The sequence below is a fragment of the Methylobacterium mesophilicum SR1.6/6 genome, assembly GCF_000364445.2.
Classification (GTDB): domain Bacteria; phylum Pseudomonadota; class Alphaproteobacteria; order Rhizobiales; family Beijerinckiaceae; genus Methylobacterium; species Methylobacterium mesophilicum_A.
This window is the reverse complement of the sequence record NZ_CP043538.1, coordinates 597083-621261: the sequence shown is the minus strand read 5'-3', so window position 1 is coordinate 621261 and position 24179 is coordinate 597083. Positions and strand designations below refer to the sequence as shown.

General features: G+C 68.5%; 17 protein-coding genes. 6 read left to right on the top strand and 11 right to left on the bottom strand.

Features of this window, described 5'->3' with window-relative positions; genetic code table 11:
• The first annotated feature begins 255 nt into the window (after nucleotides 1–255).
• Together MMSR116_RS02865 and frc are read left to right on the top strand one after the other, a co-directional pair.
• Nucleotides 256–699, top strand: coding sequence for a PAS domain-containing protein (locus MMSR116_RS02865; protein WP_039893180.1), 444 nt, complete (start codon nucleotides 256–258; stop codon nucleotides 697–699).
• A gap of 67 nt (nucleotides 700–766) precedes the next feature.
• Nucleotides 767–2017, top strand: a complete 1251-nt coding sequence (gene frc, locus MMSR116_RS02860) for a formyl-CoA transferase (RefSeq protein ID WP_010683843.1) — start codon at nucleotides 767–769, stop codon at nucleotides 2015–2017.
• A gap of 276 nt (nucleotides 2018–2293) precedes the next feature.
• Here frc and MMSR116_RS02855 read toward each other — a convergent pair whose 3' ends face one another.
• The 7 genes from MMSR116_RS02855 to MMSR116_RS02825 form a co-directional block, all read right to left on the bottom strand.
• Complete coding sequence (locus tag MMSR116_RS02855; protein ID WP_010683844.1) at nucleotides 2294–2986, bottom strand: alpha/beta hydrolase; 693 nt, start codon at nucleotides 2984–2986, stop codon at nucleotides 2294–2296.
• Between the two features lie 105 nt (nucleotides 2987–3091).
• Nucleotides 3092–4837 carry an oxalyl-CoA decarboxylase gene (gene oxc / locus MMSR116_RS02850; RefSeq protein WP_010683845.1) on the bottom strand — a complete coding sequence of 582 codons (1746 nt, stop codon included), beginning with the start codon at nucleotides 4835–4837 and terminating at the stop codon, nucleotides 3092–3094.
• Between the two features lie 46 nt (nucleotides 4838–4883).
• On the bottom strand, nucleotides 4884–6170 hold the full coding sequence (gene oxlT / locus MMSR116_RS02845; RefSeq protein WP_010683846.1) for an oxalate/formate MFS antiporter: 1287 nt from the start codon (nucleotides 6168–6170) through the stop codon (nucleotides 4884–4886).
• Nucleotides 6171–6304: 134 nt separating this feature from the next.
• Nucleotides 6305–8110: a hypothetical protein gene (locus MMSR116_RS02840; protein ID WP_010683847.1), complete on the bottom strand. Its 1806-nt coding sequence runs from the start codon at nucleotides 8108–8110 to the stop codon at nucleotides 6305–6307.
• 258 nt (nucleotides 8111–8368) lie between these two features.
• Nucleotides 8369–9457, bottom strand: a complete 1089-nt coding sequence (locus tag MMSR116_RS02835; protein ID WP_010683848.1) for a branched-chain amino acid aminotransferase — start codon at nucleotides 9455–9457, stop codon at nucleotides 8369–8371.
• A 91-nt stretch (nucleotides 9458–9548) separates the two neighbouring features.
• Complete coding sequence (locus MMSR116_RS02830; protein ID WP_010683849.1) at nucleotides 9549–11309, bottom strand: ABC transporter ATP-binding protein; 1761 nt, start codon at nucleotides 11307–11309, stop codon at nucleotides 9549–9551.
• Between the two features lie 92 nt (nucleotides 11310–11401).
• On the bottom strand, nucleotides 11402–11932 hold the full coding sequence (locus MMSR116_RS02825; protein WP_010683850.1) for a Spy/CpxP family protein refolding chaperone: 531 nt from the start codon (nucleotides 11930–11932) through the stop codon (nucleotides 11402–11404).
• 179 nt (nucleotides 11933–12111) lie between these two features.
• Here MMSR116_RS02825 and MMSR116_RS02820 point away from each other — a divergent pair, with 179 nt between their 5' ends.
• The 4 genes from MMSR116_RS02820 to MMSR116_RS02805 all read left to right on the top strand — a co-directional run bounded on the left by MMSR116_RS02820 (nucleotide 12112) and on the right by MMSR116_RS02805 (nucleotide 17268).
• Nucleotides 12112–13056 (top strand): metal ABC transporter substrate-binding protein, encoded by a 945-nt coding sequence (locus MMSR116_RS02820; RefSeq protein WP_010683851.1) that lies wholly within the window; start codon nucleotides 12112–12114, stop codon nucleotides 13054–13056.
• A 168-nt stretch (nucleotides 13057–13224) separates the two neighbouring features.
• Complete coding sequence (locus tag MMSR116_RS02815; protein ID WP_039893133.1) at nucleotides 13225–14973, top strand: heparinase II/III family protein; 1749 nt, start codon at nucleotides 13225–13227, stop codon at nucleotides 14971–14973.
• 71 nt (nucleotides 14974–15044) lie between these two features.
• Complete coding sequence (gene purH / locus MMSR116_RS02810) at nucleotides 15045–16643, top strand: bifunctional phosphoribosylaminoimidazolecarboxamide formyltransferase/IMP cyclohydrolase (RefSeq protein ID WP_010683853.1); 1599 nt, start codon at nucleotides 15045–15047, stop codon at nucleotides 16641–16643.
• Nucleotides 16644–17037: 394 nt separating this feature from the next.
• Nucleotides 17038–17268 (top strand): hypothetical protein, encoded by a 231-nt coding sequence (locus MMSR116_RS02805; RefSeq protein WP_010683854.1) that lies wholly within the window; start codon nucleotides 17038–17040, stop codon nucleotides 17266–17268.
• A gap of 603 nt (nucleotides 17269–17871) precedes the next feature.
• On the opposite strand, the gene MMSR116_RS02800 is transcribed toward MMSR116_RS02805, so the two are convergent.
• From MMSR116_RS02800 to acs, 4 genes are all read right to left on the bottom strand, one after another.
• Nucleotides 17872–19554 (bottom strand): MFS transporter, encoded by a 1683-nt coding sequence (locus tag MMSR116_RS02800; RefSeq protein WP_010683855.1) that lies wholly within the window; start codon nucleotides 19552–19554, stop codon nucleotides 17872–17874.
• Nucleotides 19555–19808: 254 nt separating this feature from the next.
• Complete coding sequence (locus MMSR116_RS02795; RefSeq protein WP_010683856.1) at nucleotides 19809–21491, bottom strand: cation acetate symporter; 1683 nt, start codon at nucleotides 21489–21491, stop codon at nucleotides 19809–19811.
• Entirely contained in the window at nucleotides 21488–21859 is a 372-nt protein-coding gene (locus MMSR116_RS02790; protein WP_010683857.1) for a DUF485 domain-containing protein, read from the bottom strand. Before MMSR116_RS02790 ends, MMSR116_RS02795 begins: the two co-directional genes overlap by 4 nt.
• A gap of 150 nt (nucleotides 21860–22009) precedes the next feature.
• Nucleotides 22010–23956, bottom strand: coding sequence for an acetate--CoA ligase (gene acs, locus MMSR116_RS02785; protein ID WP_010683858.1), 1947 nt, complete (start codon nucleotides 23954–23956; stop codon nucleotides 22010–22012).
• Nucleotides 23957–24179 lie beyond the last annotated feature (223 nt).

Sequence of the window (24179 nt, the reverse complement as noted above, 5' to 3'; positions counted from 1 at the left end):
GATCGACCGTCCGGAACGTCGCCGCTGGAAAGAAAATGCCTTTTGTCACCCCCGGCGTTGACGGCATTTCAGATTTGGCATACCAAATACCACACACACCGTGGCTGCGGCAGCGCCGTCGCAGAGGCGAGTTGGAACTTTAGCTCCGAACACGAGCAGGAGGGCCAATGACGATCCAAGCGAGTCTGGTCAGCGCGCTGACAGCGCGGAACGGAACCCGCCACCAGGTTGAAGCTGGTGCCGGCAGCTGACGCGATGGCACTGGCGCAGAGGTCGGACGACATCGTCGGACTGGCCGCGGCCATCGGGGACGCCGTGGTGGTGTCGGACCCGGACGGTGCGATCACTGTCTGGAACCCGGCCGCCGAGCGCATCTTCGGCTTCAGCGCCGCCGAGGCGTTGGGCCGCACGCTCGACCTGATCACGCCCGAGCGACACCGTCGTCGCCACTGGGACGGATACGCGAAGACCATGCGTACCGGCGTCACTCGCTACGGGGCAGAGACCCTGAGGGTGCCGGCGCTCCACAAGGACGGCCGCCAGCTCTCCATCGCCTTCACGGTTGGGATGGTGCGGGACGCCTCCGACCAAGTGACCGGCATCGTCGCGGTGATCCGCGACGAGACCGAGCGCTGGGCCGAGGAGAAGCGCCTCCGCCAGCGCGTCGCCGACCTCGAAGCCGCCGCGGACCGGTCCTGACGGGCAGCTTGAGCCCGCAGGAAGATCCGCAGGATCCGATCACCAAACCGCACAGGGAGAACGCCCCATGAGCAAGCCGCTGGAAGGCATCAAGATTATCGACTTCACGCACGTTCAGGCCGGTCCTGCCTGCACGCAGCTCCTCGCGTGGTTCGGCGCCGACGTGATCAAGGTCGAGCGCCCCGGCGCCGGCGACGTGACCCGCACGCAGCTGCGCCACGTCGAGGACGCGGACGCGCTCTACTTCACGATGCTGAACTCGAACAAGCGCTCGCTCACCCTCGACACCAAGACCCAGGCCGGCAAGGAAGTCCTCGAGAAGCTCATCAAGGACTCCGACGTCATGGTCGAGAATTTCGGCCCCGGCGCCCTCGACCGTATGGGCTTCTCCTGGGCGCGTATCCAGGAACTGAACCCGGGCATGATCCTGGCCTCGGTGAAGGGCTTCTCGGACGGCCATCATTATGAGGACCTGAAGGTCTACGAGAACGTCGCCCAGTGCGCGGGCGGTGCCGCCTCGACCACGGGCTTCTGGGACGGGCCGCCCACCGTCAGCGCCGCGGCGCTCGGCGACTCCAACACCGGCATGCACCTCGCCATCGGCATCCTCACGGCGCTTCATCAGAAGAACAAGACCGGCAAGGGCCAGAAGGTCGCCGTGTCGATGCAGGACTCGGTGATCAACCTCTGCCGGGTGAAGCTGCGCGACCAGCAGCGCCTCGACGCCCTCGGCTACCTCGAGGAGTACCCGCAGTACCCGCACGGCGAGTTCTCCGACGTGGTGCCGCGCGGCGGCAACGCGGGCGGCGGCGGTCAGCCGGGCTGGGTTCTGAAGTGCAAGGGCTGGGAGACCGACCCGAACGCCTACATCTACTTCACCATCCAGGGCCATGCCTGGGCGCCGATCTGCAAGGCGCTCGGCCACGAGGAGTGGATCACCGATCCGGCCTACAACACCCCGCGGGCTCGGCAGGATAAGATCTTCGACATCTTCAAGACGATCGAGGAGTGGCTCGCCGACAAGACCAAATTCGAGGCGGTCGACATCCTGCGCACCTACGACATTCCCTGTGCGCCGGTGCTGTCGATGAAGGAGATCGCCGAGGACAAGTCCCTGCGCGAGAGCGGAACCGTCGTCGAGGTGGCGCACCCGAAGCTCGGCAAATACCTGACCGTCGGAAGCCCGATCAAGTTCTCCGACATGCAGGTCGAGGTGAAGGCCTCGCCGCTGCTGGGCGAGCACACCGACGAGGTGCTGGAAGGCCTCGGCTACACGCAGGAGCAGATCCGGGCGATGCACGAGGCCCGCGCGGTCTGATTGACCGGCACCATTTGCGGTCCTGAGACAGGGCGGTGCCTCGCGGCGCCGCCCTTTTCCATGCGCCGGCACCGAGGCCGCTCCGCGCTTGCGAGCGGAGCGAAGCAATCCAGGACAGTGCGACGTCGCCGAGTCGCTGAGCTCGTTGCTCCCGGGTTGCCTCGCAAGGGCCGACGGGGGGCGCCTTCGGAGACGGTTCGGAGAGACGGTTGGTCGGGTCCCTGATCCGGCGCACGGGCGCGCGATCGGACGGCACCCCCGCTTTGGGATGTATGACTACGCGGCGCCCGCAGCCGCCAGGAAGAACGCCACAGCCTGCGCTACGACTGGCGGCTGGTGCACGTGGGGGCCGTCGTACTCGACATAGGTCACGTCGTAGCCGGCATCCCGCAGCTTGGGCACGTGGACGCGTGCGCTCCGATCGATCGGGATCTGCTCGTCCCGGATGCCGTGCGACAGGAAGATCCGCGGCGCGCCGACCTGCAGATGCACCGAGAGGAAGCCGGCCGACGAGACGATGAGCTGGCGCGCCACGTCACCGTTGGCGAGTCCGAGGGAGAGCGTGTAGCTGCCGCCGTCCGAGTGTCCGGCAAAGCAGAGGTGCTCCGGATCGAGCAGGAACCGGTCCGCTACGGCCGCGAGGGCCGCCGCAATGCGCTCCCGGTCGGGCCCGTGGCCGGCGATGACGATGTCCCAGGTCGGAAACAGCGATTGCGGGACGAGGAGCAGGAAACGCTCGGCCCGCGCGTGCTCCTCCAGCATCGGCAGGATACGCTCCGCGCTGCCGCCGCCACCGTGAAACAGAACGACGAGTCGGCAGGGCCGGCGCGGATCGAGGCCTTCGGGAACCACCAGCACGGCGTCGCGCTCGGCGAAGAGGCCGAGGTCATGCCGGCCCGGGGGGAGAGGCTCGTGCGTGGGCAGACGGTGGCGGAACTGGAGGCGTCCCGCGAGGTCGGGGTCGATCATGGCGGGACGTCCGTGGCGTGGTCCGAAGCAAAGACGGCCGGACCGCAGAGCGGTCCGGCCGGCGTGAAGACATCCCGGTCGCGGGCCCCGAAGGGCCCGCCGCCGTCACTTCTTCTTCTTGATCCCGCTCTGCGGGTTGAGGCTGCCGATGTTGCCGCTCTCGCTGCCGGCCGCCGGGTCGATGACGGCGTTGACCAGGGCGGGACGGCCCGAGTTCATCGCCTCATTGACCGCGCGGGTCAGCTCGTCCGGCGTGGTGACGTGGTAGCCGACGCCGCCGAAGGCCTCCATCATCTTGTCGTAGCGGGAATCCGGCACGAACACGGTGGTGGCCGGGTCGCGACCGGTCGGATCCGTGTCGGTGCCGCGGTAGATGCCGTTGTTGTTGAACACCACGATGCAGACCGGCAGGCCGTACCGGCAGATCGTCTCGACCTCCATGCCGGAGAAGCCGAAGGCGCTGTCACCCTCCACGCAGAGCACCGGCTTGCCGGTCTCGACGGCGGCCGCGACGGCGAAGCCCATGCCGATGCCCATGATGCCCCAGGTGCCGACGTCCAGGCGCTTGCGCGGCTGGTACATGTCGATGATGCCCCGGGCGAGGTCGAGGGTGTTGGCGCCCTCGTTGACCAGGATCGCGTCCGGCCGCTCCTTCACGATGGTGCGGAGCGCTCCGAGCGCGGCGTGGAAGGTCATGGGCGAGGCGTTGCTCATGAGCTTCGGCGCCATCTTGGCGACGTTCGCCTCGCGCTTGGTCTTGAGCGTCTCGATCCAGTCGGACGGGGGCTGCTGCCAGCCCTTGCCCATGCCGTCGAGCAGCGCGTGCACGCATGAGGCGATGTCGCCGACCACCGGGGCCACGATCTCGACGTTCGAGTCCATCTCGCGGGGCTCGATGTCGATCTGGATGAACTTGGTCGAGCCCGGCTCGCCCCAGCTCTTGCCCTTGCCGTGCGACAGGAGCCAGTTGAGACGGGCGCCGATCAGCAGCACCACGTCCGAGTCCTTCAGCGCCGTGGAGCGCGCCGCGCCGGCCGAAAGCGGGTGGGTGTCGGGCAGGAGGCCCTTGGCCATGCTCATCGGCACGTAGGGGATGCCGCTCGTCTCGACGAGCGCGCGGATCGCCTCGTCGGCCTGGGCGTAGGCGGCGCCCTTGCCGAGCACGATCAGCGGCCGCTTGGCGGATTTCAGGACCTCGAGCGCCCGGGCGATCGCCTCGGGAGCGGGGTGCTGGGCGGGCGCCGGATCGATCACCTTGACCAGCGACTTCTGGCCGGCCTCGGCGTCCATCACCTGGGCGAACAGCTTGGCGGGCAGGTCGAGGTAGACGCCGCCCGGACGGCCGGAGCAGGCGGCGCGGATCGCGCGGGCGACGCCGATGCCGATATCGGCGGCGTGCAGCACGCGGAAGGCCGCCTTGCACAGGGGCTTGGCGATGGCGAGCTGGTCCATCTCCTCGTAGTCGCCCTGCTGAAGGTCGACGATCTCACGCTCGGAGGAGCCCGAGATCAGGATCATCGGGAAGCAGTTGGTGGTCGCGTTGGCCAGAGCGGTCAGGCCGTTGAGGAAGCCCGGGGCCGAGACGGTGAGGCAGATGCCCGGCTTCTGGGTGAGGAAGCCCGCGATCGCCGCCGCGTTGCCGGCATGCTGCTCGTGGCGGAACGAGATCACCCGCATCCCTTCGGCCTGGGCCATGCGGCCGAGATCGGTGATCGGGATGCCCGGGACACCGTAGATCGTCTCGATGCCGTTGAGCTTGAGCGCGTCGATGACGAGGTGGAAGCCGTCGGTCAGATCGGGCTCCGCCTCGACCTCGGGTGCGGGGTGAACGATCTTGGCGAGTGCGGTCATCGGAGGTCTCCGGAGGATAGGATCGGCTTGGACGGGACGGGCGGGCTCACGCCGCCCGGATCGGTTGAGGGGCGATCGCCGCGGGATGCTCCTCCGCGGCGAGGTAGCGGGCCCGCATCGGGCGCAGGACGAACATCGCCATCGCCGCTGCCGTCACGTTGAGGACGATGATCAGCGTGAACACCGCCGACCAGCCGTAGGCTGCCGAAAGGATGCTGGCGAAGGGAACGAGGAAGGCCGCGGTGCCCTTGGCGGTGTAGAGCAGGCCGGCATTGCTGGCGGCGTATTTGGAGCCGAATGTGTCGCCGCAGGTTGCCGGGAACAGCGAGTAGATCTCGCCGAACACTCCAAAATACACCGCGGTGGCCAGGACGAACACCATCGGGATGTGACCGTAGGTCAGCAGCACGATCACCGCCAGCGCCGCCGTCGAGAAGGCGATGAACATCGTGTTCTCGCGGCCGATGTTATCGGAGACATAGCCGAAGAACGGGCGCCCGAACCCGTCGAAGATCCGGTCGAGCGAGATCGCCAGCGTCAGCGCCGCCATCTGGAGGCCGAACAGGCTCACCGGAACGCCGGCCACCTGGAAGTCGTGGGCGATCGGGGCGATCTGCGCCGCTGCCATCAGGCCGCCGGAGGCGACCATCACGAACATGGCGTACATGACCCAGAAGACCGGGGTGCGCACCGCCTCGCGGGGGCTGCGGTCGACCTTGGTCTGGGGCAGGCGCAGGCTCTTGCGCTGAACCGGCGTGGTGGTCGACGGCTTGCGCAGCAGGAAGGCGAGGGCCAGCACGACGGCGCCCTGACCGATTCCAAAATACAGGAAAGCGTCCTGGTAGCCGCTGGACGCGATCATGCGGGCGATCGGCACCACCGTAATGGCTGCGCCGGCGCCGAAGCCGGCCGCCGTGGCGCCGGCGGCGAGGCCGCGGCGGTGGGGGAACCACTTGAGCGCGTTGCCGACGCAGGTGCCGTAGACCGAGCCCGCACCGATGCCGGCGATCACGGCGCCCAGATAGAGCATCGCCAGGCTGTCGGCGTAGGCGTTGATTGTCCAGGCCAGGGCGATCATCACGCCGCCGAAGGCGACCACGATCTTCGGACCGTAGCGGTCGACGAACCACGCCTCGACGGGCACCAGCCAAGTCTCTGTGGCGACGAACAGCGTGAACGCGAGCTGGATCGCCGCGCGGCCCCAGTGGTAGCGCTGGTCGATCGGGTCGACGAACAGCGTCCATCCGTATTGCAGGTTGGCGATCATGGCCATGCAGATCACGCCGAAGGCGAGCTGCCACCATTTCGCCGACGGCGAATCCTGGCGTTCCATCCCTGAGCCTTTCACTTAGGCGGCGCGGCCTTGCTGCGGCGGCGTCTCTCGTGCGCCGCCAATCATGCACATCCGTTCTAGGTATGCAATATACCAGGGTGAGACGGACGGAATGAACTGTCAGGGCGGCGATATTATGCCATTTGCCCGGCCGGCGGAATCCGGCCCCATGCGCCGAGCGTCGGCGCATCCGAAGGGCTCAAGGTTTCGTCCAAGACCGGCAAGGCGGCCGGGTCTGCCGGAACCCCGATGAGCTGGCGCGCCGCCGCCCATTCGGGCTCATCCCTTATCTTCTTCAGGGCGACCGGATCCAGGGCCGACACGCGCCCGCGGTCGAGGCGCAGGATCACCCGGCCGGTCTCAGCCTGGACGAAACGGATCACCGCCATCCGGCGCAGGCACTCGCGCAGGAAGGCCGTGTTGGCTGAGGCCGAGAGGTCTGCACCCTTGAACACCGTGTCCGGACAGCGGGCGAAGATGTCGACCTTCCGGAAGCGCTCGATGTCGAACAGGCCCCGCACGTCCAGGATGTTGAGGATGCCGTCGGCCCAGAACGCGATGGTGCGCGGGCGCTCGCCGAGCGGCACGCTGTTGTCGAGGAACTCGCAGACCACCTGCTTGTCCCGGGACAGCGCCCAGTTGAAGAACAGGCGCGGCATGCCGGTATAGGCCTCGACGTTGTGGGCCAGGAGATCCTCGACTGCCTTGTAGCGGCCGAAGAGTTCGCCGCGCTTCCAGGCCCGCTCGACGGTATCGGCCGGGGGCGTGACCATGAACTGCATGTAGACCCGGTCACCGAACCGGGTGAGCAGCTGGCCGCCGCCGTCGGAACCGGCCTCGGCCTGGAAGCTGTCGAACCGGAACCGGTCGATGAGCAGGTTCGAGATCCGCCGCTCCGCCGCCTTCCGGGTTACGTAACGGTCGAGCTTCATGTCGATGATCTCGACCTCGTAGCCCGTGAGCGTCCCGGCATAGCGAGAAGCCTCGCCCAAACTGTCGTAGTCAAGGAGGTACTTGCGCCAGACGTCCGGGGTGATGACGGCGAAGTCGGACCACGCCATGCCGAGGCGCTTGGCGAGATCGAGTTGGTAGGGGCGGATCGTGCTCTTGCCGGAGGCTGAGGCCCCCTTCACATTCATCACCACCGGGTAGTCCTGCGGCGCCAGGCGGCGGTAGCCATGCGCCTCGACCACAGCGGCGATCCAGGGTTCGATCTGCTCGCCGATGCGACGGCTGCCGTAGCCGTTCGAGACGAGCGTTCCGGCGATTGCCTTCAGGAGGGCGGCGTCACGGATGACGGCGTTCTGCCGGGCGATGAGGCCGGACACGACCGTGCGCAGGGCCTCGCAGGCGGCGACTTCCAGGCCCTCTCCGGACTCGGCGGCGCGGCGCTGCCAGGATTCGAGATGGCGCAGGGCCCGGGTGGCGAGATCCTCGCGCGGGGTTTCGACGGCGGACGGTCGCCGGCCGAGGAGCCTGTCGAGCCAGCCCGGCTCAGGCGGCGGCGGCGCCGGCCGGTCGTCCAGGATGGCGGCGACCTCGCGCGCGAGCACGGCGTCCGCCTCCGCGCGGATCCGGGCCAGGGCGGCCTCGACCTCGCCCAGGCGAGGCTCGACGCCCTCGCGCAGGATCGTGGCGACGATCGCGCGGAAGTTCACGCCGAGATCGGCGTAGACCGCCCCCACCGGCACGGACAGGTCGGACATGACCCGGATCAGGACCTCGTGGACGACGAGGCGAGCGGCCCGGAAGCGCGTCAGCTGCCGGGCAGGCAGGCCGCACAAGTCGCTGAGGTCGAGGGCGTCGCGGAGCGGCGTCTCGACATGCTCCGGGCGGTAGACGGTGACCAGCGGCAGGAAGGCCGAGGGCAGGTCGGAGCGAACGCCCGGGTTCCAGGGGCCGATCGCTGGATCCGAGGTCCGGGCCGCCGCGTCCGTCATCTGCGCGTCTTTCTCCCCCCTCTGCGGGGAGGAGTGACCCCCGAAGGCATTCGGGCCGGGACAAAGTCCCGCAAGAGGCGGGCGGCGGTGCAGAAAGAGGCTTTGCCCCTCATGCGGGTCGCGCCCTGTTCTGAACCCGCGCTCCCCTCTCCCGACCCCTGCTGACGCAGGGGCGACCCTCCCCCGCAGAGGGGGAAGGGCGCGTGTCAGATCGGGAAGGCGAGCCGCGGACCCTCAAACTGAACCTTCCAAAAGCAGCTAGAACACCTTCTGGAACCAGCCATGGGCATCGTTGGTGTTGCCCCGCTGGATGTCGACGAGCAGGCTCCGCAGCCGCTGGGCCACGGGGCCGGCCTTGCCGTTCCCGATGGTGAAGCTCTCCTCGCGGCCCTTCACGGTGCCGATCGGCGTGATCACCGCGGCTGTGCCGCAGGCGAAGGCTTCGGTCAGGCGGCCCGCCCGCACGTCGGCGCGCCACGCGTCGATCGTGTAGGGCTCCTGCCTGACGGTCAGGCCGGCCTCACGCGCCAGGGTGATCACCGAGTCGCGGGTGATGCCCGGCAGGATGCTGTCCGAGAGCGGCGGGGTCACCAGCGTGCCGTCCTCGAAGACGAAGAACACGTTCATGCCGCCGAGCTCCTCGATGAAGCGGCGCTCGGCCGCGTCGAGGAACACGACCTGCTCGCAGCCCTGCGCGGCCGCCTCCGACTGCGCCGCGAGGCTCGCCGCGTAGTTGCCGCCGCACTTGGCCGCGCCGGTGCCGCCCGGGGCCGCGCGGGTGAAGTGCTCCGAGACCCAGACCGTGACGGTCCCGGTCGGATCCTTGAAGTAGGAACCCACCGCCGAGGCGATCGTCACGAACAGGTATTCCGAGGCCGGCTTCACGCCGAGGAAGGCCTCGCTGGCGATCATGAACGGACGCAGATAGAGGCTGCCGTCCGGCGTGTCGGGGATCCAGGCGCGGTCGAGCGCGACGAGTTTGCGCATCGCCTCGACGAAGGCATCCTCGGGGAAGGGCGCCATGGCCATGCGCTCGGCCGAGCGCCGGAAGCGCAGGGCGTTGGCTTCGGGCCGGAACAGCGCGGCGCCGCCATCGGCCGTGCGGTAGGCCTTGAGGCCCTCGAAGATCTCCTGGGCGTAGTGCAGCACGGCGGCGGCGGGATCGAGCGGGATCGCTTCGCGCGCCTGGATCCGCGCGTCGTGCCATCCGCGGCCGGCCGAGTAGCGCGCCACCACCATGTGGTCGGTGAACACCTTCCCGAAGCCCGGATTCGCCATCAGCGCGGCCCGCTCGTCGGCGGTCCGCGGGGCGGGATGACTTTGGATCTCGAAGGTCAGGTCGCTCACGGTGTGGTCCTCATCGGCTGAGGCCCTTATGGCGCGCTCCGGCGCGCGAATCTACGGAGCCGGCGCATGACGGCGTCGCCGCACATGCGAATCACCCCGGACCGGCGGGGTCCGACAGCTGCAATCGGTGCAGGCGCCTGTAGGCGCCGTCGGCCGCCATCAAAGCGTCGTGGCGCCCGGTCTCGATCACCCGGCCGGCTTCCATCACGGCGATCTGATCGGCGTCGCGCACGGTGGAGAGCCGATGGGCGATCACCAGGGTCGTGCGGCCGCGCATCAGCCGGGTCAGCGCCTCCTGCACGAGGCGCTCCGATTCGGAGTCGAGGGCCGAGGTCGCCTCGTCGAGGAGCAGGATCGGTGCGTCCTTCAGGAAGGCGCGGGCCAGCGCCACCCGCTGCCGCTCGCCGCCAGAAAGCCGTCCGCCACCCGGGCCGACCCGGAAGTCGTAGCCCTCCGGCAGAGCCGTGATGAAGCCGTGGGCCGCGGCAGCCCGAGCCGCCGCCTCGATCTCCCCCCGGGGGGCGCCGGGCCGTCCGAACCCGATATTGGCGGCGATCGTGTCGTCGAACAGCACCACGTCCTGCGAGACGACCGCGACCGACGCCCGCAGCGATGCCAGGGTCACGGCACGGACGTCCTGGCCGTCGATGGTCACGGCCCCCTCGATCACGTCGTAAAGCCGCGGGACAAGATTGAGCAACGAGGACTTTCCCGATCCCGAGCGCCCGACGAGCGCGGTGACCGAGGCCGCCGGGACGACGAGGTCGATCCCTTCCAGGGCCGGCGCGTCGGGCCGGTAGCGGAAACGGACTCCCGCGAAACGGATCGCGCCGGCGGTCACCGAGAGCGTCCGTGCCTCCGCCGTCTCGCGGATGGCGGGGGCCTCGTCCATCACGTCGAAGTAGCGCCGCAGCGCGGCGGCGGCCTCCTGCAGGATGGCGTTGAGATTCCCGAGGGCCCGGGCCGGCTGAGCGGCGAGCAGCAGCGCCGCCACGTAGCCGGTGAAGTCGCCGACTGTCTTTTCCCCGGCCAGGACCCGCTGTCCGACCAGCACGAGCACGCCCGCCACCGCGATGCCGCCGCCGATCTCAAGGAGCGGATCGAGGCGCCCGCGGGCGTTGGCGGCCTTCATCTTCAGGCGCCGCACCTCGTCGAGCGACTGGGCGGCCCGGCCCTTCAGGTAGGCCTCCATGGCATAGGTCTTGGCGACCCTGGCCCCCTGCAGGCTCTCGGAAATCAGGCTGGCTGTGGCGCCCATCTGCTCCTGCGTCGACGTCGAGACCCGCCGCAGCTTCTTGCCGATCCGCCCGATCGGCCCCGCCACGAATGGCACCGTGACACTGGCTACCAGGGTCAGCACCGGATCCATCCAGATCAGCGCCGCCACGAGGCCGATCAGCATGGCGATGTCGCGCAGCAGGACCGTCGAGATGCGGGTCAGCGCCTCCTTGATGAAGGCGAAGTCGGTGGTGAAGCGCTGGGTCAGCGCCGCCGGGCTCTCGCGGCCGAGCTGCGCGAGGTCGGACTCGATCAGGTGCCCGTAGAGGGCCGCCTGCATGTCGGCCTCGACCCGGGTGACCACTCGGTTGGTCAGCACCGTCTGGCCGTAGAGGGCGAAGCCCCGCGTAGCCGTGACCACGATCACCACCAGCGGCCCGTAGGCGATCGCCGCCGCATCCTTGCGGTCGAACGCGTCGAACGCGGCCTTGATCAGCGCCGGGTAGAGTCCGGTCGAGGCGCCCACCAGCGCGATCAGCACCAGCACCACGGCCAGGGTTGCCCGGTGCGGATACAGCCACGTGCGCCAGAGCCGGGCGAGAAGGGGGGCCGTGTCGCCGGGAAGGCGCGCCATGAAACCTACCGGGTCGGGTCAGTGCCGGCCTCGGGCGGGATGGGCGGCGGCAGCGGTGTGCCGCCGCCGCCGCCGCGGATCAAGGCCTTTGCTCAGCGACCGTCGTCCGGACCGTGGTCGTCGCCGGGGCCATGGCGCCAGCCGCCCCGCATGCCGTGTCCGCCCATTCGCCCCATCGGGCGGGCGAGGATCATGGCGCGCCGCTTCTGGTCCTGGTCCAGGCTGGCGTAGAGCGGCTGCGAGGCGTCGGCCAGCTTGCGAAGGGCCTCGCCGCGGGCGGTCGCGGCGTCCGCCATCGCCCGCAGGGCCGCGGGGGCGTCGTCGCCGAACCTGGGCCGGTCACGCATCGCCTCGCGGCGCTGCTCGCGCAGCTTGGCCATGTCGCGGATCGCCGACTCCACCGGCGGCCACAGCTTCTCCTGGTCGGCGTTGAGCTTCAAGCCGGCATGGAGGGCGGCGATGCGGGCATCCGTGAAGGCCGCACGATCCTCGGGGCTCAACGCGCTCCAGCGGCCGTGCCCGCGAAGGCCCTCGGGTCCGTGATCGTGCGCGACAGCCGCGCCCGCCAGCCCCAGGCCGAGGGCACCGGCGACGAGGATGGCCGCTCTCAAAGGTCGGGACATGGAAACCTCCGTCTCACGCTGGGACGCCACCGGTACCGACGGCCCGCGACAGCGTCCCACGCCGCGCATGGGACGCCAGGCATGTATCCCGCTTGTGTATGTAACACTGTTACATTAGGGCGGACGCGACGCAGTGTGCGGGAGGTGGCGTGGTGCGGCGGGCGGCGAGGACATTCCGGGTGGCGGTCTCCGCGATCCTGTTGCTCTGGCTCGGTCTCGCGGGACCGACGCGGGCCGCGGCGGAAGGCATGCCGGTCCGGGCCGTCGCGAGCTTCTCGATACTCGCCGACCTGGTCCGGCAGGTCGGTGGCGTGCACGTGACGGTGGCGACGCTGGTGGGACCGGATTCGGATGCCCACGGCTTCAGCCCGTCCCCGGCCGACGCGCGCAAGCTCGCCGAAGCCGACATCGTGTTCGTCAACGGTCTCGGGCTGGAGGGCTGGCTCGACCGGCTGATCCGCGCTTCCGGAACACGCGCGCCGGTCGTGACCGTCTCGGTGGGGGTGAAGCCGATCCCGGCCGAAGGCGAGCATGCCCCCGGCGACCCTGGTCGGGCGGACCACGATCACGCCGGCCACGACCATGGAGACCACGCCGTCGATCCGCACGCCTGGCAGAACGTCGCCAACGTGCGGACCTACGTGGCCGACATCCGCGACGGCCTCGCGAAGGTCGATTCGGCCCACGCGGACGCCTACCGGGAGGCCGCCACCCGCTACCTCGCGGAACTCGATGCCCTGGAGCGGGACATCCGCACGGCGATCACCGCCATCCCTCCGGAGCGGCGCCGGATCATCACAACGCACGATGCCTTCGGATACTACGCGGCGGCCTATGGTCTACGCTTTCTCGCGCCCAAGGGTGTGTCCACCGACAGCGAGGCCAGCCCGCGCGATGTCGCGGCCATCATCCGGCAGATCCGCCGGGACCGCGTGCCCGCGGTCTTCCTGGAGAACATCAGCGACCCGCGGCAGATGGAGCAGATCGCCCGCGAGAGCGGCGCCCGCATCGGCGGCAAGGTCTTCTCGGACGCCCTGTCCGGACCGGACGGGCCGGCGCCGACCTATCTCGAGATGATGCGGACCAATCTTCGGGCCTTCGCGACGGCGCTGGCACCCGGCTGAGGATGCGGCGGTGCGGCGGAACTTCGCCTTCACCGGGTCGGACATGACATAGCGTAAACCGGCGGTTAAGAGGCCCCCACTAGCCTTACGGAACGGGTGCCAGCCGATCCTCGTGCGCGAGGGCTCGAGGCCTTGGGGCCTTGGGGAACGGCTTGGCTCGGAGATCGCGTGGCTTTCGGCCCTGACCGCTGGCGCTTCTATCGGCTTGTCGCACGCGAAGCTGCGCGGGCAATCCGTGCTGCCAGCGCCAGCCTCACGGCCCCGCCCGACATCCTGGCCCGGATGCGCGTCACTGGGCTGGTGATCGCCCCCCAGGATCTGCGGACCTCCGACGCGACCTTTGCGGACGACATCTATTCCGGCCTGTTCGTGTTCGCCGGGCGCTCGCTGGCGGCCAGCGGCGGCTCGCCCTTCGACTACGCGCCGCCCTCGCCGGAATGGGCAGACGAGCTCTACGGCTTCGGCTGGCTGCGCCACCTGCGCGCCGCCGATACGGCTCTCGCCCGCGCCAATGCCCGCGCCTTCGTGGCCGACTTCATCGCCGGCCGGGGTGACCCGGTGCTGGCCCGTCATACGCCGGTGGCGGCGCGGCGGCTGATCTCGTTCCTGTGCCAGTCGCCCCTCGTTCTGGAGGGGGCGGACCACGGCTTCTACCAGAACTTCCTCAAGGCCATCGCCCGCAACGCGCAGCAGCTCGAGCGCGACCTCCGCCAGGGCGTGCCGCCGCAATGGCGCCTGAACGCGGCCGTGGCGCTCTGCTATGCCGGCCTGTGCTGCGACGGCATCCAGCCGATCCTGCGCCGGGCGACCCGGATCCTGTCGCGCGAACTCGACCGGCAGATCCTCACCGACGGCGGCCACCGCTCCCGCGACCCGCGCTTCGCCATGGAGCTGCTGCTCGACCTTCTGCCCCTGCGCCAGAGCTACCTCAGCCGCAGCGTCGAGCCGCCGATGGCGCTGCTGCGCGCCGTCGACCGGATGCTGCCGCTGCTGCGGCTGCTGCGCCATCCCGACGCCTCGCTCAGCCACTTCAACGGCATGGGTGCCACAGACGCGGATCACCTCGCGACGCTGCTCGTCTACGACGGCGCGCTCGCCCGACCGCTGATGCATGCGCCGAACTCCGGCTACGAGCGCCTGGAGGGCGGGCGGGTCGTGATCGTGGCCGATGTCGGCGCCAGCCCGCCGCTGCCCTACTCGGTCAATGCCGGCGCCGGTTGCCTCGCCTTCGAGATGTCGAGCGGCCCGCAGCGCATCGTGGTCAATTGCGGCCTGCCGGCGAGCGGGCCGGACCTGCGCCTGCTGGCCCGCTCGACCCCGGCCCATTCCACCGCCTCGGTGGCCGATGCCTCCTCCTGCCGGTTCCTCACGCGCACTGGTTGGTGGGGTGATCGTCAACTGGCTGACTGGCTGATCCGGCGGCGCGGCCCCGTGGTGCTGAGCGGCCCCGCGTCGGTGGCGGCCGAACGGGCCGAGGAGACCGACAGCACCATCCTGGCCGCCCGGCACAACGGCTACGCGCCGGAATTCGGCATCGTCCACGAGCGCCGCTGGCAGCTCTTCGCGGCGACCGCGCGGCTCGAAGGGCGGGATGCGTTCCTGCGTCAGGGGAAGGCGACAAGCAGGGGGCGAGTGCGCGGCCACGACGTGGCGATCCGCTTCCATCTGCACCCCGGCATCGCCGTGCGCGGCGTGCCGGAGGGGCTCGAACTCGCCTCGGCTCTCGGCGAGGTCTGGACGTTCCGCGCCGAGAACGCCGAGATCGCCATCGAGGAGAGCGTGTACTTCTCGGGCCTCACCGGGCCGCGGCGCACCGACCAGATCGTGCTGCATCTGCGCGTGTCCGAGGATGTCGAGGTACGCTGGAGCTTCGAGCGCCTCGCTTCCGCGCCACAACGGGGGGCGAGCCCTCCCTGACCGAGGCGGCTGGCCCGGTTCCCCGTTTCCGTGCTACCGCGCCGGACCATCTCGAATTTCGGCACGAAGCTATGGCGCACGATCAGGTGCGGGTCTCCCGCGCGCTCCTCTCGGTCTCAGACAAGACCGGCCTCATCGACTTCGCCCGCGCGCTCCACGCCCGCGGCGTGGCGCTGGTCTCGACCGGAGGGACGCACCGCACCCTGCAGGAGGCCGGGCTACCGGTGACGGAGGTGGCCGACCTCACGGGCTTCCCCGAGATGATGGATGGGCGGGTGAAGACCTTGCATCCGGCCGTGCATGGCGGCCTGCTCGCCATCCGTGACAACCCCGAGCATCAGGCCGCGCTCGCCGCCCACGGCATCGGCGCGATCGACCTCCTGGTGGTCAATCTCTACCCGTTCGAGGCGACCATCGCGGCCGACAGGCCGGATGCCGACTGCATCGAGAACATCGATGTCGGCGGCCCGGCGATGATCCGCGCGGCGGCCAAGAATCACGCGGACGTAGCGGTCGTCACCGACGTGACGGACTATGCCGGCGTGCTCGCCGCGCTGGAGGCGCAGGACGGCACCCTCGGGGCGGACCTGCGCCGCGCGCTGGCCCAGAAGGCCTTCGCCCGAACGGCCGCCTACGACGCAGCCATCGCCAACTGGATGGCCGGCCGCTTCGGCGCCGCCGAGCCGGCAGCGTACCGGGCCTTCGGCGGCACCCTGGCGCAGGGGCTGCGCTACGGCGAGAACCCGCATCAGTCGGCCGCCTTCTACCGGACGCCGGGCAAGGCCCGACCGGGCGTGGCGACCGCCCGACAGCTCCAGGGCAAGGAGCTGTCCTACAACAATTTCAACGACACGGACGCCGCTTACGAGTGCGTGGCCGAGTTCGATGCCGCGCGGACGGCCGCGGTGGCGATCATCAAGCACGCCAATCCCTGCGGCGTCGCCGAAGGCGCGAGCCTGCTCGAAGCCTATGAGCGGGCGCTCAGCTGCGACCCGACCTCCGCCTTCGGGGGCATCGTGGCGCTCAACCGGACGCTGGACGCCGAGGCGGCGCGCAAGATCGTCGAGATCTTCACCGAGGTGATCATCGCTCCGGACGCCACACCGGAGGCGGCGGCCATCGTCGGCGCCAAGAAGAACCTGCGGCTGCTGCTGGCGGGCGGGCTGCCTGACCCGCGGGCGGCGGGCGAGACCGTGCGCACGCTCGCGGGCGGCCTTCTGGTGCAGGGTCGGGACGCGGCGGTGGTCGACGCCATGGACCTCAAGGTCGTCACCCGTCGTGCGCCCAGCGAGGCGGAACTGGCCGATCTCCGGTTTGCCTACCGGGTCGCCAAGCACGTAAAGTCCAACGCGATCGTGTACGCGAAGAACGGCGCCACCGTGGGAATCGGGGCGGGGCAGATGTCCCGGGTCGATTCCTCGCGCATCGCCGCCTGGAAGGCCGCCGAGGGGGCGAAGCGCCTCGGCTTGGCCGAGAGTCTCGCGGTCGGGTCCGTCGTCGCGTCGGACGCGTTCTTCCCCTTCGCGGACGGCCTGATCGCGGCAGCCGAAGCCGGCGCCACGGCCGTCATCCAACCCGGCGGCTCCCTGCGCGACGCCGACGTGATCGCCGCCGCCGACGAGGCCGGGCTCGCGATGGTTCTCACCGGCCATCGCCACTTCCGGCACTGAGCCCTTGCGCGGCGCGGGCCGCCGACCCGACGCGGCCGCGCTCCGGTCCGTAGCGCGGCCCGAACCCCTCCGGTGGGTGGGCCCCGAGCCGGCCGTTCCCCGTTAACGATCCTCCGCGATCGACAGGGCCGATCCGCCAACGGTCGATCCGCGTCGGCCGATCTGGCTGATCGCTGTAGTGACTTCGGGCGTTTGAAGACAAAACCAATTGCCGTATCGATATCGGCGCTAATGTCATCGATATAGATACATGATATTCGGCCTATAAGCTGCGACGATCACCGATAGACTGCGCGCAAGGCTTGCCATCCTCTGGCCGAATCTGCATATCTGGAGCCTTCACGGCCATCTTATCTGCGGAATGTGTGGCAGACGATGGCGCTCGGGTGATAAAATGCTCGTCGCGGCGATGTTGTTCGGTGTCGGGTTGCTGATTGGCCGTGTGTTCACGGTCATCATCTTGGCGATGACCTCCTGTGTGATCATGTTCACGGCCCTGACAATCTTTGTCAGCACATACGGTCTCGACATCCTCCACGTGCTGATTACTCTGGGCTACCTCGCCGCCCATCAGTCCGGCTACCTGCTCGGCGCCTATTGCAGCGGGTATCAGGAGAACAACTGACGGAGCAGGCGACCGTCACCACCACCAGACCCATCGCCCGGCCTGATTGTTGATGACGGACCAGATCGCGATGGTCGCCAAGGACCAGCCGACAACAAACACAAGTGGTGGGCGCGTTCCGGCCCTCTGCCGCAAGTTCACCGAAGCGCCTCTCATGGTCAAGATCCGAATTCCTATCGTCGGGACGCCCTATACGGCGCAGAACCCCTTATGGTTCCAATAAACCGTGATGTCGCGAGCGAGAAAGTGGTCGACTAAACTTGGGTATGGAGCTGTAAGAGGCTCGTGATGCGGCCTGAGAGTTCTCTCGAAAATCAGTTTTCAGTTTAGATATTCACGGTTGATGAGAGAATGCATACGCATATTGAAAGGCAGATTTAGAAAAATCGAGAACTCAGCTCGCATATTAAGCGGATGACCCGACGGTGATACATCCATCGGCAGGGTGACGAAGCGTTGATGGTCTCCTGCAGCAAGGTGCAGTACCGGCCACCCTGGTTCGCTCCAGCCGATTGTCGCTGCGCTGCCGCGCCGCCCCTTGAACGACGACGCCCAGACCGCCTAAGCGGCCTGGGCGCCTGATGATGCGACGCGCTGTGCCGATCAGGTATCCGCGAAGATGTCGCGGTCCTTGGTCTCGGGCACGAAGATCAGCCCGATGATCACAGTCGCGACGGCGATCACGATCGGGTACCAGAGCCCGAAGTAGATATCGCCCGTCTGCGCCACCATGGCGAAGGCGGTCGCCGGCAGCAGACCGCCGAACCAGCCGTTGCCGATATGGTAGGGCAGCGACATCGAGGTGTAGCGGATCCGCGTCGGGAACAGCTCCACCAGCATCGCGGCGATCGGGCCGTAGACCATCGTGACGAACAGCACGAGGATGAACAGCAGGCCGATCACCTGAGCAACCTGCGGCCGGAAGATGTCGAACGGGTTCGACATCTTGACGATCTCGGCATCGCCGGCCTTCGGATAGCCCGCCGCTTGGAGCGCGGCGGTCGTGGCCTTGTTAGCCTCGGCATTGCCGCCCTGCGGATACGGGATCTCGGTGTCGTTGACCCGGATCGTCGTGGGCTGGCCGGCCGCGCCGGCGGCGGTCGTGTAACGCACCGACGACTTCGACAGGAAGTCGCGGGCCAGATCGCAGGGGGCCGAGAACACCCGGGTTCCGACCGGGTTGAACAGCGTGCCGCAGCTCGCCGGGTCCGCCGTGACGGTGACCTTCACGTTCTCGATCGCCGCCTCCAGCTTCGGGTTGGCCGTGGAGGTGATGCCCTTGAAGATCGGGAAGAACGTCGCCGCCGCGATGGCGCAGCCCGCCAGGATGATGACCTTCCGGCCGATCTTGTCGGACAGCCAGCCGAAGACCACGAAGAAGCCGGTGCCGAGGAGCAGCGACCACGCGATCAGGAGGTTGGCCGTGTAGCCGTCGACCTTCAGGATCGATTGCAGGAAGAACAGCGCGTAGAACTGGCCCGTGTACCAGACCACGCCCTGGCCCGCGACGAGACCGAACAGGGCGATGATCGCGAACTTGGCGTTCCGCCACTCGCCGAACGCCTCGGTCAGCGGCGCCTTCGAGGTCTTGCCCTCCTCCTTCATCTTCTTGAAGGCCGGCGATTCCGAGAGCTGCAGGCGGATCCAGACCGAGATCCCCAGCAACAGGACCGAGACCAGGAACGGGATGCGCCAGCCCCATTCGGCGAAGGCGGCCTCGCCGGTGATGCTCCGGGTCGCCAGGATCACCAGCAGCGACAGGAACAGGCCGAGCGTCGCGGTGGTCTGGATCCAGCTCGTGTAGAAGCCGCGCCGGCCGTTGGGGGCGTGCTCGGCCACGTAGGTCGCCGCGCCGCCATACTCGCCGCCGAGCGCCAGCCCTTGGGCGAGCCGCAGCACGATCAGGATGATGGGGGCCGCGATGCCGATGGTGGCGGCGTTGGGCAGCACGCCGACGATGAAGGTCGACAGGCCCATGATCAGGATCGTGACCAGGAAGGTGTACTTGCGTCCGACGAGGTCGCCGATGCGGCCGAAGACCAGCGCGCCGAACGGCCGGACGATGAAGCCGGCGGCGAAGGCGAGCAGGGCGAAGATGTCGCGCGTCGCGGGCGGATAGGCCGAGAAGAACTGGGCGCCGATGATCGCCGCCAGCGAGCCGTAGAGATAGAAATCGTACCACTCGAATACCGTGCCGAGCGAGGACGCGAAGATCACGCGCTTCTCGGCCGAGCTCATCGGCCTTGCCGCTCCATCCGCCCGCGGTATCGCGGTTGCCACAGCCATGATCGGGTCCTCCCAGACGACATCCGCCGCCGGTGCCTCGACCGGCGGCGCGCTGATGAACGGCGCGCTCTCGTTTTGCGCGGCGCGCAGATCACCTATGCGTTACCGGAAGTCCGGCCCCGGTCAATTGGTAAAGCGTTCGTGATCGGGGCCATCAACATGCCCGGCTGCGGATCCTTGCCGACTGTGTCGGGAAACGACGAAGGGCGCGGCTTGCGCCGCGCCCTTCAAGGTCGCGTCGTTTCGTCGAGCGGTCAGTGCGCGTGCGCGCCGGCCGCCCCGATCCCGGTCTCAGAGCGCACGTACTGCGCCTCGAAGGCCGCCCGCTCGCGCTGGGCCCGGCGGGACCTGTCCATCAGCGACACGACCCAGATCGTCGCGAAGGCCAGCGGCATCGAGAACAAGGCCGGGTTATCGTAGGGGAAGAGCGGGGCGGGGTTACCCAGCGTCGTCACCCAGACGGCCTTCGACAGCACCACCATGATGACCGCCGCGAGCAGACCGACGAGGCCGCCGGTAAGTGCGCCCCAGGTCGTGGTGCCCCGCCACAGGATCGACATGGCCAGCACCGGAAAGTTGCAGCTCGCCGCCACCGCGAAGGCGAGTCCGACCATGAAGGCGACGTTCTGGTTCTCGAACACGTAGCCGAGATAGATCGCCACGATGCCGATCACCACGGCCGAGATCTTCGACAGGTTGACCTCGTGCTTCTCGGTGGTGCGCCCGCGGGCGATCACCTGGGCGTAGAGGTCGTGGCTGATCGCCGAGGCGCCGGCGAGCGTCAGGCCGGCGACGACCGCCAGGATGGTCGCGAACGCCACGGCGGAGATGAAGCCCAGGAAGTACGGGCCGCCCACCGCGTTGGCGAGGTTCACCGCCACCATGTTGGTGCCGCCGATCATGTCCTTCAGCTTGTCGAACGCGCCGGCCGGCCCGAGCTTGAAGTAGACCGGATCCGACATCAGTAGGGCGATGCCGCCGAAGCCGATGATGAAGGTCAGGATGTAGAAGTAGCCGATCAGGCCCGTGGCGTAGAACACCGACTTGCGGGCGGCCTGGGCGTCCGAGACCGTGAAGAACCGCATCAGGATGTGCGGCAGGCCGGCGGTACCGAACATCAGGCCGACGCCCAGCGAGATCGCCTCGACCGGGTTCGACACGAGGCCGCCCGGTGCCATGATGGCGTCGCCTTTCGGATGGACCTGCACGGCATTGGCGAACAGCGCTTCCGGGTTGAAGCCGTACTTGTACAGCACCGCGCCAGCCATGAAGGTCGCACCGCCCAAGAGCAGGCAGGCCTTGATCACCTGCACCCAGGTGGTCGCCTTCATGCCACCGAAGGCCACGTAGACGATCATCAGGACGCCGACGATGATCACCGCGTAGAGATAGGGCAGGCCGAACAGGAGCTGGATCAGCTTTCCCGCGCCGACCATCTGGGCGATCAGGTAGAAGGCCACCACCACGAGGGTGCCCACCGCCGAGATGATGCGGATGGCGGTCTGGTCGAGGCGGAAGCTCGCCACGTCGGCGAAGGTGAACTTGCCGAGGTTGCGCAGGCGCTCGGCGATGAGGAACAGCACGATCGGCCAGCCGACCAGGAAGCCCGTCGAGTAGATCAGCCCGTCGAAGCCCGAGGTGTAGACAAGGCCCGAGATTCCGAGGAACGAGGCCGCCGACATGTAGTCGCCGGCGATCGCCAGAGAGTTGGTCCCGGCCGAGATGCCGCCGCCGGCGGCGTAGAAGTCTGCGGCCGACTTGGTGCCTTTGGCGGCCTTGTAGGTGATGCCGAGCGTCAGCAGCACGAAGAACAGGAACATCAGGATGGCGGGCCAATTCGTGGCCGATTGCTGGACGGCGCCGAGGTCCGGGCCGGCGGCGTAGGCTGCGCCCGCCGCGATGGTGGCGAGCGTGAGGCCGAGGAGGAGGCGGTTCATCGGGCCACGCTCCGCTTCAGGGCGTCGCTCAGCGCGTCGAAGCGCGTGTTGGCGCGGGCCACGTACACACCCGTGAGTGCGAAGGCGAACAGGATCACGAACACGCCTACGAACAACCCGAGAGAGGCGGTGCCGCCGACCTTCACGGCGAGGAGCGACTTGTCGAAGGCGATCAGGCCGATGAAGCCGAAATAGACCACCAGCATCAGGATGGTGAGGATCCAGCCGAAGCGGGTGCGCTCGCTGACGAGCTGCTGGAATTCCGGGGCCCGGGCGATCCGCTCGACCTGCGGATCGAGATCGCCGCCGAGGGGGCGTGTTCCCGGGGGCGCCGTGCGCCCTCGGGTATCGAGTGTCGTGCCGCTCATGGCTGTTCCTCCCGCGAGGGCGCTCTCCGGCCCCCGGGTTCGTCGCGTTGAAGATTCGTGGTTCTTGTTGGAGACGGACGCCGCACCGGCATCCGCCCCGGTCCGAGCCCGCGCCGCCGGGGCGGCGCAGGCGGGATCAGGCCCGCGGGATCAGGCCCGGTTCTGCCGGTTCTCGATCAGGTCGTCGACCACGGCCGGTTCGGCCAGCGTCGAGGTGTCGCCCAGAGAGCCGAAATCGTCCTCGGCGATCTTGCGCAGGATCCGGCGCATGATCTTGCCCGAGCGGGTCTTGGGCAAGCCCGGCGCGAACTGGATCAGATCGGGCGAGGCGATCGGTCCGATATCCTTGCGGACCCAGGTCACGAGTTCCTTGCGCAGGGCGTCGTCGCCCTCCTCGCCGTCGTTCAGGGTGACGTAGGCGTAGATGCCTTGGCCCTTCACGTTGTGCGGATAGCCCACCACCGCCGCCTCGGCGACCTTCGGGTGCGCCACGAGCGAGGATTCGACCTCGGCCGTGCCCATGCGGTGGCCGGAGACGTTGATGACGTCGTCGACGCGGCCGGTGATCCAGTAGTAGCCGTCGGCGTCGCGGCGGGCGCCGTCGCCGGTGAAGTATTTGCCCGGATAGGTCGAGAAGTAGGTCTGCTCGAAGCGCTCGTGGTCGCCGTAGACCGTGCGCATCTGGCCGGGCCAGGAATCCGCGATGCAGAGATTGCCCTCGCAGGCGCCCTGCAGGACCTTGCCCTCGGCATCGACCATCTCGGGTCTGACGCCGAAGAACGGCCGGGTCGCCGAGCCGGGCTTCAGCGCGGTCGCGCCGGGCAGGGGGGTGATCAGGATGCCGCCGGTCTCGGTCTGCCACCACGTGTCGACGATCGAGCAGCGCTTGTCCCCGACCACGTTGTAGTACCAGTCCCAGGCCTCCGGGTTGATCGGCTCACCGACCGAGCCCAGCACCCGCAGCGAAGCGCGCGAGGTCTTCTTCACCGGTCCTTCGCCGCCGCCCATCAGCGAGCGGATCGCGGTCGGCGCGGTGTAGAAGATGTTGACCTTGTGCTTGTCCACCACCTCCCAGAAGCGGGAGCTCGACGGGTAGGTCGGGATGCCCTCGAACATCAGCGTCGTCGCGCCGTTCGCGAGGGGCCCGTAGACGATGTAGCTGTGGCCGGTGACCCAGCCGACATCGGCCGTACACCAGTACACGTCGCCCTCACGGTAGTCGAAGACGTACTGGTGGGTCATCGAGGCGTAGACGAGATAGCCGCCCGTCGTGTGCACGACGCCCTTCGGCTGGCCGGTCGAACCCGAGGTGTAGAGGATGAACAGCGGGTGCTCGGCCTCCACGGCCTCGGCGGGGCAATCGTCGGTCACCTGTTCGGCGGCCTCGTCGTAATAGACGTCGCGGCCCGCCTCCATGGCGACGGATCCGCCGGTCCGGCGCACCACGACGACGTGATCGACGAGGTCCGAGTCCAGCCGCTTGATCGCCTCGTCGACATTGGCCTTGAGCGGTACCTTGCGGCCGCCGCGCAGCCCCTCGTCGGCGGTGATGACGACCTTCGAGCCGCAGCCCTGGATGCGCGACGCCAGCGAGTCGGGCGAGAAGCCCCCGAACACGATGGCGTGAATGGCGCCGAGCCGCGCGCACGCGAGCATCGCGTAGGCGGCCTCTGGGATCATCGGCATGTACAGCGTGACCCGGTCACCTTTGCCGACGCCGCGGTTGCGCAGGACGTTCGCCATCCGGCAGACCTGCGCGTGCAACTCGCGATAGGTGATGTGCTTGGACTCGTCCGGATTGTCGCCTTCCCAGATGATCGCGGTCTGGTCGCCGCGGGTCTCCAGATGCCGGTCGATGCAATTGTGGGCGACGTTGGTGGTGCCGTCCTCGAACCACTTGATCGAGATATTGCCGGGCTCGAAGCTCGTATCCTTGACCTTGGAGAACGGCTTCATCCAGTCGATGCGCTTGCCGTGCTCGGCCCAGAAGGCGTCCGGATCCGAAACCGACGCCTCGTACATCTGCCGATACTTGGCATCATCGACGTGAGCGCCCTCGCGCCACGCCGCCTGCACGTCGATCACCTTGCCTTCCATGGCGTTCCATCCCTGTTTGGTGCCCGATCGTATCGCGGCCTTCACCGCGCAGCCAGGACTTCCAAAGTAACGTAGCCTACATTCTACGATGACGGTATCATCGCTGTTCCGCTCGCGCGGATCCCCGATTTGCGAAATAAATTGGGCGCAATGTAAGGGGCTGATTGAGGCCTCGACGCAGCGCTGTCAACCCGACTGCGTGGCCTCGAAACGCCTCGTCGAT